General features: G+C 64.2%; 11 protein-coding genes. 6 read left to right on the top strand and 5 right to left on the bottom strand.

Annotated elements, in window-relative coordinates; all coding sequences use genetic code 11:
* Window positions 1–75: 75 nt before the first annotated feature.
* Window positions 76–2,553 (bottom strand): ATP-dependent helicase HrpB, encoded by a 2,478-nt coding sequence (hrpB, locus tag V1283_RS40725; protein WP_334392202.1) that lies wholly within the window; start codon window positions 2,551–2,553, stop codon window positions 76–78.
* A 117-nt stretch (window positions 2,554–2,670) separates the two neighbouring features.
* Complete coding sequence (locus V1283_RS40720) at window positions 2,671–3,990, bottom strand: UDP-glucose dehydrogenase family protein (protein WP_334392201.1); 1,320 nt, start codon at window positions 3,988–3,990, stop codon at window positions 2,671–2,673.
* 178 nt (window positions 3,991–4,168) lie between these two features.
* On the opposite strand from V1283_RS40720, the gene V1283_RS40715 reads away from it, so the two are divergent.
* The 3 genes from V1283_RS40715 to V1283_RS40705 all read left to right on the top strand — a co-directional run bounded on the left by V1283_RS40715 (window position 4,169) and on the right by V1283_RS40705 (window position 9,264).
* Window positions 4,169–5,218, top strand: coding sequence for an acyltransferase family protein (locus tag V1283_RS40715; RefSeq protein ID WP_334392200.1), 1,050 nt, complete (start codon window positions 4,169–4,171; stop codon window positions 5,216–5,218).
* A gap of 235 nt (window positions 5,219–5,453) precedes the next feature.
* Window positions 5,454–8,525: a DNA polymerase I gene (gene polA, locus V1283_RS40710; RefSeq protein ID WP_334392199.1), complete on the top strand. Its 3,072-nt coding sequence runs from the start codon at window positions 5,454–5,456 to the stop codon at window positions 8,523–8,525.
* A gap of 103 nt (window positions 8,526–8,628) precedes the next feature.
* Complete coding sequence (locus tag V1283_RS40705) at window positions 8,629–9,264, top strand: LysE family translocator (protein ID WP_334392198.1); 636 nt, start codon at window positions 8,629–8,631, stop codon at window positions 9,262–9,264.
* 165 nt (window positions 9,265–9,429) lie between these two features.
* Here V1283_RS40705 and V1283_RS40700 read toward each other — a convergent pair whose 3' ends face one another.
* Entirely contained in the window at window positions 9,430–10,056 is a 627-nt protein-coding gene (locus V1283_RS40700; RefSeq protein WP_334392197.1) for a glutathione S-transferase family protein, read from the bottom strand.
* A 189-nt stretch (window positions 10,057–10,245) separates the two neighbouring features.
* Between V1283_RS40700 and pyrE the strand changes: the two genes are divergently transcribed.
* Window positions 10,246–10,809 (top strand): orotate phosphoribosyltransferase, encoded by a 564-nt coding sequence (gene pyrE, locus V1283_RS40695; protein ID WP_334392196.1) that lies wholly within the window; start codon window positions 10,246–10,248, stop codon window positions 10,807–10,809.
* A 218-nt stretch (window positions 10,810–11,027) separates the two neighbouring features.
* Window positions 11,028–11,786: a DUF2865 domain-containing protein gene (locus V1283_RS40690; RefSeq protein ID WP_334392195.1), complete on the top strand. Its 759-nt coding sequence runs from the start codon at window positions 11,028–11,030 to the stop codon at window positions 11,784–11,786.
* An 89-nt stretch (window positions 11,787–11,875) separates the two neighbouring features.
* Here V1283_RS40690 and V1283_RS40685 read toward each other — a convergent pair whose 3' ends face one another.
* A complete protein-coding gene (locus V1283_RS40685) occupies window positions 11,876–12,307 on the bottom strand; it encodes a hypothetical protein (protein WP_334392194.1) in 432 nt (143 codons plus the stop codon).
* 160 nt (window positions 12,308–12,467) lie between these two features.
* Between V1283_RS40685 and V1283_RS40680 the strand changes: the two genes are divergently transcribed.
* Window positions 12,468–12,707 (top strand): hypothetical protein, encoded by a 240-nt coding sequence (locus V1283_RS40680; protein ID WP_334392192.1) that lies wholly within the window; start codon window positions 12,468–12,470, stop codon window positions 12,705–12,707.
* 21 nt (window positions 12,708–12,728) lie between these two features.
* On the opposite strand, the gene V1283_RS40675 is transcribed toward V1283_RS40680, so the two are convergent.
* On the bottom strand, window positions 12,729–12,950 hold the full coding sequence (locus tag V1283_RS40675; protein WP_334392191.1) for a hypothetical protein: 222 nt from the start codon (window positions 12,948–12,950) through the stop codon (window positions 12,729–12,731).
* Between the last annotated feature and the right edge of the window lie 104 nt (window positions 12,951–13,054).

The following is a 13,054-nucleotide window of genomic DNA, read 5'->3' as shown; positions in this document are numbered from 1 at the left end:
AGCCGCGACTAAACAGCAACGGCCGAGGCTGCCATTTTGACGAAAAGGATGAGTGAAGCGTTAACGGCAGCGCGTCTACGTCCCGCGCGGCTTGACCCGCCGGGTCGGCAGTGCGGTAGCCGGGTCTTCCGGCCAGGGGTGGCGGGGATAGCGGCCGCGCAGGTCGGAGCGCACGCCCGCATAGCTGCCGCGCCAGAAGCCCGGTAGGTCGCGCGTCACCTGCACCGGGCGTTGCGCCGGCGACAACAATTCCAGCACCAGCGGCACCGCGCCCTTGGCGATGGAGGGATGGGTGTTGAGCCCGAACAATTCCTGCAGGCGTACGGCAATCGTCGGGCCCTGCTCGGCTTCGTAGTCGATGGCCAGCATGGTGCCGGTCGGCGCTTCGAAATGCGTCGGCGCCTCGCCCTCCAGCCGTGCGCGCAATTCCCACGGCAACAGCGTCATCAGCGCATCGGAGAGATCGCCGGGGGAAAGCTCCTTCAGCGAGGTCTTGTCGTAGAGAGCAGGCACCAGCCAGTTCTCGCCGTCGGCGGCGAGCGCCGCGTCCGACAGATCGGGCCAGCTATCGCCTTCCGCCCTGCGCAGGAACATCACGCGGTCGCGCCATTGCTTGAGGGCTTTCGACCACGGCAGCTTGTCTAGCCCGGCGGCGACCAGCCCTGCGGCAAAGATGCGCGCGGCCTCCGCCGAGGGCGACAGCCCCATCGGCGCTTCCGATAGCGTAATCGCGTGCAGCGTGCGCTTGCGGCGCGCCCGCAATGCCATTGCGTTTCGATCGAATGAAATCTCTTCCGTGTTTTCGATCTGGTCGGCGAAGCGTGCCTCGATATCTTCCTGCGCGATCGGCGCCGCCAGCAGAATGCGCCCCTGGGCCGCGGTGCCGGTGAGTTCGGCAACGGCGATATAGGGCGCGCGCGCCAGCGACGAGGTTTGCTCGACGGCAGCCCCTCGCCCATTGGCAAGCACAAAACTGCCATTACCGCGGTTGCGCGCGACCCGGTCCGGGAAGGCGAGTGCGAGCATAATCCCGGTGGACGGCGAGGCGTCCGCGCCCGGCCGCCCTTCCGTCGCCGCTACCTGCTGTGCCCAGCGCTGCGCGAGGCTGCGGGCGCTGCTGGCGCGCGGCGAGCGGTCGCGGCGGAACTGGTCGAGCCTGGCATCGAGATCGACGCTGTCGCCGCCGAGGCCGCGTTCGGTCAGGATGGCGGCGATGTCGGCAGCCTCTTCGCCAGCGCCCAGCCGATGCGAGTCCACGATCATGCGCGCCAGCCGTGGCGGCAGCGCCAGCGCGCGGAGACTCTGGCCTTCGGCCGTGATGCGACCGTCGACATCGAGCGCGCCGAGTTCGTGCAGCAGGCTGTTGGCTTCCTTCAGCGCGGGCGCCGGCGGGAAATCGAGAAACGCCAGCGTCGCCGGGTCGCGGACGCCCCATTGCGCGAGATCGAGCACCAGCGAGGAAAGGTCAGCCGAGAGGATTTCGGGCTGGGTATAGGCGGCAAGCGATGCCGTCTGCGGCTCATCCCACAGCCGGTAGCACACGCCGGGCTCGGTGCGGCCGGCACGGCCGCGGCGCTGGTCGACCGCGGCGCGCGAGGCGCGCACGGTTTCCAGACGGGTCAGTCCGATATCAGGCTCGTAGCGCGGCACCCGCGCCAGGCCGGAATCGACGACGATGCGGACGCCCTCGATGGTCAACGAAGTTTCCGCAATCGAGGTCGCCAGCACGACCTTGCGTTGGCCCTTTGGCGCCGGCGCGATGGCGCGGTCCTGCACGGCGGGGTCGAGCGCGCCAAACAGCGGCACGATCTCGACGCTCGCATCATGAACCCGTTCAGAGAGAAAATTCTGCGTGCGGCGTATTTCGGCGGCGCCCGGCAGGAATGCCAGCACCGAGCCGGGATCGGCGCGCAGCGCGACGGCGATCGCATCCGCCATCTGCCGCTCGATCGGCGCACCGGCCTTGCGGCCGAGATAGCGCGTCTCCACAGGATAGGCGCGGCCCTCACTGGCAACGACAGGCGCGTCGCCCAGCAGTTTGCCGACCCGCGCGCCGTCGAGCGTCGCCGACATCACCAGGATGCGCAAATCCTCGCGCAAGCCGGTCTGCGCATCGCGCGCCAGCGCCAGCCCGAGATCGGCATCGAGCGAGCGCTCGTGAAACTCGTCGAACAGCACGGCGGCGACGCCTGACAGTTCGGGATCGTCGAGAATCTGCCGCGAGAAAATGCCTTCCGTGACGACCTCGATCCGCGTCGCGCGCGAAATCTTGGAGCCGAAACGGACGCGATAGCCGACGGTCTCGCCGGCACGCTCGCCCAGCGTCCGCGCCATCCGCTCGGCACTGGCCCGCGCCGCGATCCGCCGCGGCTCCAGCATGATGATTTTCTTGTTCTTCAGCCAGGGCGCGTCGAGCAGCGCCAGCGGCACCCGCGTGGTCTTGCCAGCACCGGGAGGCGCCACCAGCACCGCGGCGTTATGATCCGTCAGCGTGGCCGCGAGTTCATCGAGCACCACGTCGATCGGGAGAGGTGTGTCGAAGCTGCGGGGCAAAGTGTCTCATCCGTCATCGCCCGCGAAAGCGCGGGCGATCCAGTAAACGCAGATGTCACCGATTACGAAGATCGGGAGTACTGGATACCCCGCATGCGCGGGGTATGACAACCATAGTTACGTCTGCGGCTCGGACGTCCGCCCCACGCTCTCATACGTAAACCCGTGCGCCGCCATGTCTTCGCGACGATAGATGTTGCGCAAATCCACTACCACGGGCTGCGCCATCTCGCTCTTGATCCGGTCCAGATCAAGCGCACGGAATTGCACCCATTCGGTGACAATCACCATGGCGTCCGCCCCCTTCACGCACTCATAGGGGTCGTCGCAATATTCGATGTCGGGCAATTCCTTCTTCGCCTGCTCCATGCCGACCGGATCGTGCGCGCGCACCTTGGCGCCCAAGTCAAGCAGGCCGGTGACCAGCGGGATCGACGGCGCCTCGCGCATGTCGTCGGTATCCGGCTTGAAGGTGAGGCCGAGCACGGCGACGGTCTTGCCGCGCAGGCTGCCGCCCGCCGCGTTGGAAACTTTTCGCGCCATCGCGCGTTTGCGGTTGTCGTTGACGCCGAGCACCGCCTCGACGATCCGAAGCTGCACATCGTGATCAAGCGCGACCTTGACCAGCGCGCGGATGTCCTTGGGAAAACAGGAGCCGCCAAAGCCCGGTCCGGCATGCAGGAATTTCGTGCCGATGCGGTTGTCGAGGCCGATGCCGCGCGCGACTTCCTGGACGTCGGCGCCGACTTTTTCGGAAAGATCCGCCATCTCGTTGATGAAGGTGATCTTGGTGGCGAGAAACGCGTTCGCGGCGTATTTGATCAGCTCGGCGGTGCGCCGCGCGGTGAACATCAGCGGCGCCTGGTTGAGCGAAAGCGGCCGATAGATGTCGCCGAGCACCTTGCGGCCGCGCTCGTCCGAAGTGCCGACCACGACGCGATCGGGGAATTTGAAGTCGCGGATCGCGGCGCCCTCGCGCAGAAATTCCGGATTGGAGGCGACCACCACGTCGGCCGACGGATTGGCTTCGCGGATCAGCCGCTCGACCTCGTCGCCGGTGCCGACCGGCACGGTCGATTTGGTGATGACCACCGTGAAACCCGACAGCGCAGCCGCGATCTCGCGGGCGGCGCTGTACACGTAGGTCAGATCGGCATGGCCATCGCCGCGCCGCGACGGCGTGCCGACCGCAATGAAGACGGCGTCGGCTTCCGCGACCGGCACGGTCAGGTCGGTGGTGAAATCCAGCCGCTTGGCCTTGACGTTGGAGGCGACAAGCGCGTCGAGCCCGGGTTCGAAGATCGGGATCTCACCTCTCCGCAGGGATTCGATCTTGCCGGCATCCTTGTCGACGCAAGTGACCTGGTGACCGAAATCGGCAAAGCAGGCGCCGGATACCAGCCCCACATAGCCCGTGCCAATCATGGCGATTCGCATGAAAACAACCCGTATCTGATGGTTAACGCCAACCCCGATTTGCGGGCGTCTTAGAGCATTTTTCGACCAAGGGGAAACCGGAAAAGCGCTCAATCCCGGCATGTCATTTGTATGAATAAAGGAGAAAGCAACGGATCGGGCCGAAGATGCGGCCACGTCGCGCCGAAAAGGGACATCGATGACTTTAAACGGTACAACCGGACCTCAGCGTTCCCCCCGCATCGACTGGGTGGACTACGCCAAGGGCATCTGCATCGTCATGGTGGTGATGATGCATTCGGTGCTGGGCGTGGAAAAGGCGGCCGGCGACACCGGTTTCATGCATGCGTTCGTCATGTTCGCGCAGCCGTTCCGTATGCCGGATTTCTTCCTGATTTCAGGCCTTTTTCTCGCCGTCGTGATCGACCGCGACTGGCGCACCTATCTCGACCGCAAAGTCCTGCACTTCGCTTATTTCTACGTGCTGTGGATGACGATCCAGTTCGGCTTCAAGGCGCCGGGCTTCGCCGCCGAGAGCGGCTGGCAACATGTCGGATTTATGTATCTGGAATCCTTCGTCGAGCCGTTCGGCACCTTGTGGTTCATTTATCTGTTGCCGATCTTCTTCGTCGTCACAAAACTGTCACGCGGCGTCCCCGCGATAGCGATCTGGCTTGTCGCCGCCGCGCTCGAGACGATGCATGTCGTGACCGGCTGGACGGTCATCGACGAATTCTGCGCACGCTTCGTCTATTTCTATTCCGGCTATCTGTTCGCTTCTTACGTGTTCGCGCTGTCGGATCGGTCACGGGAGAAACCCGCACCGGCACTGGCCGGACTGGTGCTATGGACGCTCGTCAATGGTGGCTTCGTGATCGCGGACTTCAGCCATTGGCCGCTGGTCTCGCTGGCGCTCGGGTTTGCGGGAGCGTGCGCCATCATCGTGATGGGCACGCTGCTGGCGCGGATGCAGTGGATGAACTTCCTGCGCTATTGCGGCGAGCATTCCATCGTCATCTACCTCGCCTTCTTCCTGCCGATGGCGGTGACCCGAACGGTGCTGCTGAAGACCGGCCTGATCACCGATATCGGGACGATTTCCCTGATCGTCACCGTCGCCGGCGTAGCTGGCGCAGTGGTGATCTGGCGGCTGGCGCTGGCGCTGCGCGCCGACTTCCTGTTCGAGCGCCCGGCCGCCTTCTGGATCGCGCCGAAAAAGGCCGCGCCGGCGTTGCAGCCGGCGGAGTAGATCGCTGAACACATCCCGGCTGTCATCGCCCGGCCTTGTGCGCAATTGCGCACTGGGACCGGGCGACCCAGTGCGCCGGGCTCCCTCAGTTGAACACGACCGCCTCGGCGTACTGGATCACCCGCTTTCGCGGGTGATGACGGGTGTGTGTGCAGGTGACGACGGGGGTGTGTATTGGGCTCAAAATCCACCTTCCAAGGCTGTCAATCCGCGCAAAAATCCTTAAATTTCGGCCATGCCGAAATCAGCCCCCAAAGCCACCGCGAAGCCCGTTCCCGCCAAAACCCCTGCCAAGGCGCCCGCCAAGCAATCAGGCAAGGGCGACCATGTGTTCCTGGTCGACGGTTCCTCCTACATTTTCCGCGCCTATCACGCGCTGCCGCCGCTGAACCGCAAATCCGACGGGCTGCAGGTCAACGCCGTACTCGGTTTCTGCAACATGCTGTGGAAGCTGCTGCGCGACATGCCGGAGGATGACCGGCCGACGCATCTGGCGATCATCTTCGACAAATCCGAGATCACCTTCCGCAACAAGCTGTACCCGGATTACAAGGCGCACCGGCCGCCGGCGCCTGATGACCTGATCCCGCAATTCGCGCTGATCCGCGAGGCGGTGCGCGCGTTCGACCTGCCCTGCCTGGAACAGATCGGCTTCGAGGCCGATGATCTGATCGCGACCTATGCGCGGCTGGCCGGCGAGCGCGGCGCGACCACCACCATCGTCTCCTCCGACAAGGATTTGATGCAGCTCGTGACCGACAAGGTAATGATGTACGACACCATGAAGGATCGCCGTATCGGCATTCCCGAAGTGATCGAGAAATTCGGCGTGCCGCCGGAGAAGGTGGTCGAGGTGCAGGCGCTGGCGGGCGACTCCACCGACAATGTGCCGGGCGTGCCCGGCATCGGCGTCAAGACCGCCGCGCAATTGATCATCGAATATGGCGATTTGGAACAGTTGCTGTTCCGCGCCGGCGAGATCAAGCAGCCGAAGCGGCGCGAGGCCCTGATCGAGAACGCCGAGAAAGCGCGGATATCGCGGCAGCTCGTCTTACTCGATGACAAGGTCGATCTCGAAGTGCCGCTCGACGACCTCGCGGTGCACGAGCCCGATGCGCGCAAGCTGATCGCCTTCCTCAAGGCGATGGAGTTCTCCACCCTCACCCGCCGCGTCGCCGAATATTCGCAACTAGACCCGGCCGACGTGGAGGCCGATGCCGGCAACAAGAGCGGCGCCAGTGTTTTCGCGGTGCCGCCGTCCGGCAAGAAGCCGGAAGGCTATGCCGAGGGGGCGACGTTGTTCGATGCCCCCGGCTCCTCTTCCACCGCGCCCTCGAGCAAGGGTGGAGCGGCGCAGGGCAAAGGCGCCGACAAGCAGGACAAGGCCGCGAGTCCCAAGGGAACGCCGATCTCGCTTGCTGCGGCACGCGAGGAAGCCACGCGAAAACTGCCGGTCGACCGCAGCAAGTATCAGACCATCCGCAACGTCGCCGAACTCAAGGCCTGGATCGCGCGCGCCTACGACGCCGGCACTTTCGCGATCGATGCCATGGCGAACTCCGACGATCCGATGCAGGCCGACATCTGCGGCATTGCGCTGGCGCTGGCGCCGAACGACGCCTGCTACGTTCCCCTCGCCCACCGGCAGTCCGGCGACGGCGCAGGCCTGTTCGACGCCGGGCTCGCGCCCGACCAGATCAAGGCCGGTGACGCGCTGGCGGCATTGAAGCCGCTCCTGGAATCGTCAGGCATTCTCAAGATCGGCTTCAACATCAAGTTCAACGCCGTGATGCTGGCGCAGCACGGCGTCACCGTGCGCAATCTCGACGACGCCCAGTTGATGTCGTATGCGCTCGACGCCGGGCGCAACTCGCATGCGCTGGAATCGCTCGCCGAACGCTGGTTCGCCCACGCTGTGGTCAACTATGGCGAGCTGATCGGCAGCGGCAAGAACAAGCTCACCTTCGATCAGGTCCCGATTGACAAGGCGACCGCCTATTCGGCCGAAAGCGCCGACGTGATCTTGAGGCTGCACCGCGTGCTGAAGCCGCGGCTCGCTAGCGAACACATGACAACGGTTTACGAGACCCTGGAGCGGCCGCTGGTCAGCGTGCTGGCGCGGATGGAACGGCGCGGCATCTCGATCGACCGGCAAGTGCTGTCGCGGCTGTCGGGCGATTTCGCTCAGACCGCGGCGCGCGTCGAGGCCGAGCTTCAGGAGATCGCGGGTGAGCCGATCAATGTCGGCAGCCCCAAGCAGATCGGCGACATCATCTTCGGCAAGATGGGCATATCCGGCGGCACCAAGACCAAGACGGGGGCATGGTCGACCTCGGCGCAGATCCTCGACGAACTCGCCGAACAGGGCCATGAATTCCCGAAGAAGATTCTGGAATGGCGGCAGGTGTCGAAACTGAAATCGACCTATACCGACGCGCTGCCGAATTACGTGCATCCGCAGACCCACCGCGTGCACACCACCTACGCGCTGGCGGCGACCACCACGGGACGGCTGTCGTCCAACGAGCCGAACCTGCAGAACATTCCGGTGCGCACCGAAGACGGCCGAAAAATCCGCCGCGCCTTTATCGCGACGCCCGGCCACAAGCTGGTGTCGGCGGACTATTCACAGATCGAGTTACGGCTGCTGGCCGAGATCGCCGACATCCCCGTGCTGAAGCAGGCGTTCCGCGACGGGCTCGACATTCACGCCATGACGGCATCCGAAATGTTCGGCGTGCCGATCAAGGACATGCCGGGCGAGGTGCGCCGCCGGGCGAAGGCGATCAACTTCGGCATCATCTACGGCATCTCGGCGTTCGGCCTCGCCAACCAGCTCGGCATCGCCCGCGAAGAAGCCTCCGCCTACATCAAGAAATACTTCGAACGCTTTCCGGGTATCCGCGCCTATATGGACGAGACGCGGGACTCATGCCGCAGGAACGGCTATGTCACCACGCTGTTCGGCCGCAAGATGTACTATCCCGACATCAAGGCCTCCAACGCCTCGGTTCGCGCTTTCAACGAGCGCGCATCGATCAACGCGCGCCTGCAAGGCACCGCCGCCGACATCATCCGCCGCGCCATGATCCGCATGGAAGACGCGCTGGCCGAAAAGAAGCTCTCGGCGCAGATGCTGTTGCAGGTGCACGACGAACTGATTTTCGAGGTGCCCGACAACGAAGTGGCGGCGACGCTGCCGGTGGTGCAGCACGTGATGCAGGACGCGCCGTTCCCGGCGGTCGTGCTGTCGCTGCCGTTGCAGGTCGACGCGCGGGCGGCGAATAATTGGGACGAGGCGCATTAAAGATACTGTCACCGCCAGCAGAAATGTCCTCGGAGCAATATACGAAATGACATCGCGGGCTGGTGCGCGTTAGAAAATGCGCATCTCTCCCCGCGAGTCTCCCATGCCTCACATTGCAACGCTGCTCGGTTTCGCCCTGGTCTCGCTCGGCGTGGTGCTAACGCCGGGGCCGAACATGATTTACTTGATTTCGCGCTCGCTGACGCAAGGGCCCACGGCCGGGATCGTGTCGCTCGGCGGTGTCGCGCTGGGCTTCGTGTTCTACATGCTGTGCGCGGCGTTCGGCATCACGGCGCTGCTGTTCGCCGTGCCCTATGCTTACGACGCGCTGCGGTTCGCGGGCGCGGCCTACCTGCTCTGGCTGGCGTGGCAGGCGCTCAAGCCGAACGGACGCTCGCCGTTTCAGGTAAAGAAGCTGCAAGTCGACGGCCCGCGCAAATTGTTCGCGATGGGGTTCGTCACCAATCTGCTCAATCCGAAGATCGCGATGCTGTATCTGGCGTTGCTGCCGCAGTTCATCGATCCCGCTGTCGGCAGTGTGCTGACGCAATCGCTGGTGCTGGGTGCGATCCAGACCGTGATCAGCGTCAGCGTCAACGCAGGAATCGCGCTCGCCGCCGGATCGATCGCGCGCTTTCTCGGCACACGGCCGAGCTGGCTATTGGTCCAGCGCTGGCTGATGGGCACCGTGCTGGCGGGGCTTGCGGTGAAGATGGCATTCGAGGCGAAGCGGGGGTGATGCCCTTCCCCTCTCCCCTTGTGGGAGAGGGTGGATCAATCGCGCGAAGTGCGATTGAGACGGGTGAGGGGTTTGTCTCCGCGGAGAGAACCCCTCATCCGGCGTGGACTGCGTCCACGCCACCTTCTCCCACAAGGGGAGAAGGAAGAGAGCAAGGCGCGTCCGTTAATCCAGCTTGGCTTCCATGCCGCGCTTTGTCGCCGGGCGGGCCATCAGCGCGTTGTACCAGCGCTCGACGTTCGGAAAATCCTTCAGCTCCACCTTGTGGCGCGGGTGGCGCCAGGCCCAGCCGAGCATGGCGAAGTCCGCAACCGATAACGCGTCGGCGACGAATTCGCGGTCCGCAAGCCGCCTGTCCAGCACGCCATACAGCCGGCGCGTCTCGGCCATGTAGCGCTTCAGGCCGTAGACGCGCTCGGTTTCGTTCTCCAGCGCGATGAAGTGGTGCACCTGGCCCGGCATCGGCCCAAAACCGCCCATCTGCCACATCAGCCATTCATAGACCGGAATACGCTCGGCAAGCGGTTTTGGCAGGAACTTGCCGGTCTTCTCCCCGAGATAGAGCAGGATCGCGCCGGATTCGAAGATGCCGACCGGCTTGCCGCCGGGGCCGTCGGGATCGACGATCGCGGGAATCTTGTTGTTCGGGCTGATCTTGAGGAAGGCGGGCGCCATCTGCTCGCCCTTGGTGATGTTTACCGGGATCGCCTTGTAGGGCAGCCCCATTTCCTCCAGCGCGACCGAGATCTTGCGGCCGTTCGGCGTGTTCCAGGTGTGCAGTTCGATCGTCATTCGGTTTCCCCCACAAAGGCTTGGGTCTCCGTACCCCGGAACCTCCGGGCCTTACAACCCGCGCTTTCCACGGGGCGCCCCCGCGAAAGCAGGGCGCATGCGCCACTGTTGACGGCACGAGATCGGCGCTGGAATGTCGGGGAAAGCGTCGATAGATTGCGCCCCGCCTGAAACCCCGGGGAAATCGCCTTGTCCAAATCCGCCTCCCGTGCCCGCCTCGCCGAGATCATCCGCAAGCGTTCGTTCGGCCGCGGCGAGATCACGCTGGCCTCGGGCCGCAAGAGCGACTTCTATTTCAACCTCAAGCCGACCATGCTCGACCCCGAAGGCGCAGCGCTGCTGGCCGAGTTGACCTACGAGGCGCTGAAGGACGACAACCTCGATTTCGTCGGCGGGCTGGAGATGGGCGCAGTCCCACTGGCGGGCGCAATCGCGCAGCTCTCCTGGATCAAGGGTCACCCGATCGCCGCCTTCTTCGTGCGCAAGAAGCCGAAGGAGCACGGCGCCCGCCTCGCCGTGGAGGGGCTCGCCAAGGGCGAGACCTTGCAGGGCAAGCGCATCGTCATCGTCGAGGACGTCACCACGACCGGCGGCTCGGCGCTGAAAGCCGTTGAAACCGTGCGCGACGCCGGCGGCGAGATCGTGCTCGTGCTCACCATGGTCGACCGCGAGGAAGGCGCGACCGAAACCTTCGCCGAGGCAGGACTGGAGTTTCGTTCGCTCTACAAGGCCGCTGAATTTTTGAAGGGGTGATTCTTGAGCTCTTTCGCATATGTCACGGTCAGGCCCGGCTATGACGGAGAGAGCATTTCTTTTCGGCCTTCTCGCCCCCGGTAAAAGCTCATTTACCATCCCCCGTTAGGGTTACCCGAACTGAAGCCTATCGGGCTTCAGCGCGTTGGTTGCGTGGGGTGGAGTTAGCGTTGCGTACAGAGTTGGCTTTTTCGCGCAGGCGGCGCCGCGCGGCATTTGTGACCGCCGCCACCCTTGCGGGCTCGCTTGTGCTGGTACCCGGCCGTGTTTCGGCCGAGGGCCTGTTCGATTTCCTGTTCGGCGGCCTTCAGAAGCAGGTGCGGGAAGCCCCCGCGCAGGGGAATTTCTTCACCGATCCGTTCGGCACCAATCAGCCGGCCCATCCCGCGCCGGCGCCGCGCGTCGCGGGCTCCGGACCTGCCTTCTGCGTGCGAAGCTGCGACGGTAAATATTTTCCGCTGACCATGCGTGGCAACGCCTCGCCGGTTCAGACCTGCCAGGCGTTCTGCCCGGCAAGCGTCACCAAGGTGTTCTACGGCAGCAATATCGATAGCGCTGCCGCGGGCAATGGCGAGCGCTATGCCGACAGCGAAAACGCCTACGCCTACCGCAAGGCGCTGCGCGCCGACTGCACCTGCAACGGCCGAAGCCCGTCCGGGCTGGCGCCGGTCGATCTCACGCTCGACACCTCGCTGCGCTCCGGCGACGTCGTCGCCACCACCGACGGCCTGGTGGCCTATACCGGCGTTCGCTTAGGCGCAGACCAGACCGCGGAGTTCACGCCCGTCGCCTCCTATCCCGGCCTCACGGCAGATGTCCGCGCCCGGCTCGGCGAGATGAAGGTGGCGCCGGTCAGCGCCGAGACGGTCGCGGCCAACGCGCCGCTTCCCGAGACCAGACGCGACGTCGAGTTGCCGACCGCCTCGATCCCGAAGGCGGCTACGCCAAAGCCGGCGAAACGCGCGGAAGTGAACTAGAGCGAACCGAACACAAAATTGCGAAAACAACCCCATGCAAAGTAGAAATGGGGCCAGGCTCGCAGCACTCACGCGGCTGACGCCAGCGCTTAACGCCCGACGATGACACCAATCACGTTTGGCGCCGACAGATATTTTTCCTCGATCGCCGCACGCGCCGCGGCGCGGTTTTCCGGCGTCAGCAAACCGCGCTTTTCGGCCAGGATCATCCAGCAATAACCCCACCAGTCGGTCAGCATGCCCTGATCGTCGACGAGGTCGTAGCCCGCCTGGGCTGCAAAGATTCGCGCCTGCGCTTCATCCAGCGCGTCGAGAAAGGCGTGGTCCTCGACCGAAAACAGCTCGTCGCTGAAATCGTCGGTGGTGTAGCCCCACACCGACATGCAGACCGCGTTGAATTCGCGGTCGATCGCGTCGTCGTCGACGAGCCGGCGGCGCGAGGCCTGGTGCAGACGCGACAGCGAGCGCGCGAAATCGGCGACACGGGTGAGAGCAAACTGATCGAAGGCGATAGTGGACATGTAGTCCTCACAAACTCGGATAGACCATAGATGTTGTGTCGGCGGCGTGCCGAATCACAATGATATATCAAACACTTGCTAAAGTGTTCTTAATTTGTTCTGATGGTACGATGAAATACCTCCTATCACAGGTTGTCTTCCGGCAATTGGAGGCAAAGACTTGAAGACGATGGACGGAACACAGGCCACCCAGATCCGATCGCTGTTGCTGGAAGCGGCCGACGCGATCGATCGCGCCAATGCGATCGTGTCCACGCTCGACAGCGACGACCGCGCCTTTCTTTCCACGCCGCTCGACGAAGTATCCTCCGCCCTGCATTTCGAGCTGCTGCAAAAGCTCTATCTCCGCTACCCCGGGCTTGCTGAGGAAGGCGAAGGCTGGGACGGCACCGTGACATGAACCCGTCTGGAGCTCAGTCCCTCACATCGCCGACAACAGCTTGTCGCCGCAGTAATTGGCGTAGAATTTTCCGCCACACTGCCGCTTGATCGCCGCGCAGCGCGCCGCGGGCGAAGCGCCTTGCGGGACGCTGAAGGAACAGCTCACGCCATCGGCGCTCTTGCCGGCGGCAAAGGCTGCGCTGGTCGCACTGATGCAGACGACCAGCAACGCAGCGGCGACGATCTCGATCGTCAATCTCATGGCAAGCCTCCCGTTCTGGCGGCACGCGCTTCCATGGCGCGCAACTCGCACCCGGTTACTAATCCCACGGGCTTTCCTCTGATTATAGCACCAAAGCCGGACAC

This window comes from Bradyrhizobium sp. AZCC 2262 (genome assembly GCF_036924535.1).
Lineage (GTDB): Bacteria > Pseudomonadota > Alphaproteobacteria > Rhizobiales > Xanthobacteraceae > Bradyrhizobium.
This window is presented reverse-complemented; position numbering and strand designations above follow the sequence as displayed.

What these genes read in the sequence shown, in the direction of transcription:
- V1283_RS40720 (WP_334392201.1), bottom strand. Translation starts at nt 3,990, where the DNA reads ATGCGAATCGCCATGATTGGCACGGGCTATGTGGGGCTGGTATCCGGC.
- V1283_RS40715 (WP_334392200.1), top strand. Translation starts at nt 4,169, where the DNA reads ATGACTTTAAACGGTACAACCGGACCTCAGCGTTCCCCCCGCATCGAC.
- polA (WP_334392199.1), top strand. Translation starts at nt 5,454, where the DNA reads ATGCCGAAATCAGCCCCCAAAGCCACCGCGAAGCCCGTTCCCGCCAAA.
- V1283_RS40705 (WP_334392198.1), top strand. Translation starts at nt 8,629, where the DNA reads ATGCCTCACATTGCAACGCTGCTCGGTTTCGCCCTGGTCTCGCTCGGC.
- V1283_RS40700 (WP_334392197.1), bottom strand. Translation starts at nt 10,056, where the DNA reads ATGACGATCGAACTGCACACCTGGAACACGCCGAACGGCCGCAAGATC.
- V1283_RS40685 (WP_334392194.1), bottom strand. Translation starts at nt 12,307, where the DNA reads ATGTCCACTATCGCCTTCGATCAGTTTGCTCTCACCCGTGTCGCCGAT.
- V1283_RS40675 (WP_334392191.1), bottom strand. Translation starts at nt 12,950, where the DNA reads ATGAGATTGACGATCGAGATCGTCGCCGCTGCGTTGCTGGTCGTCTGC.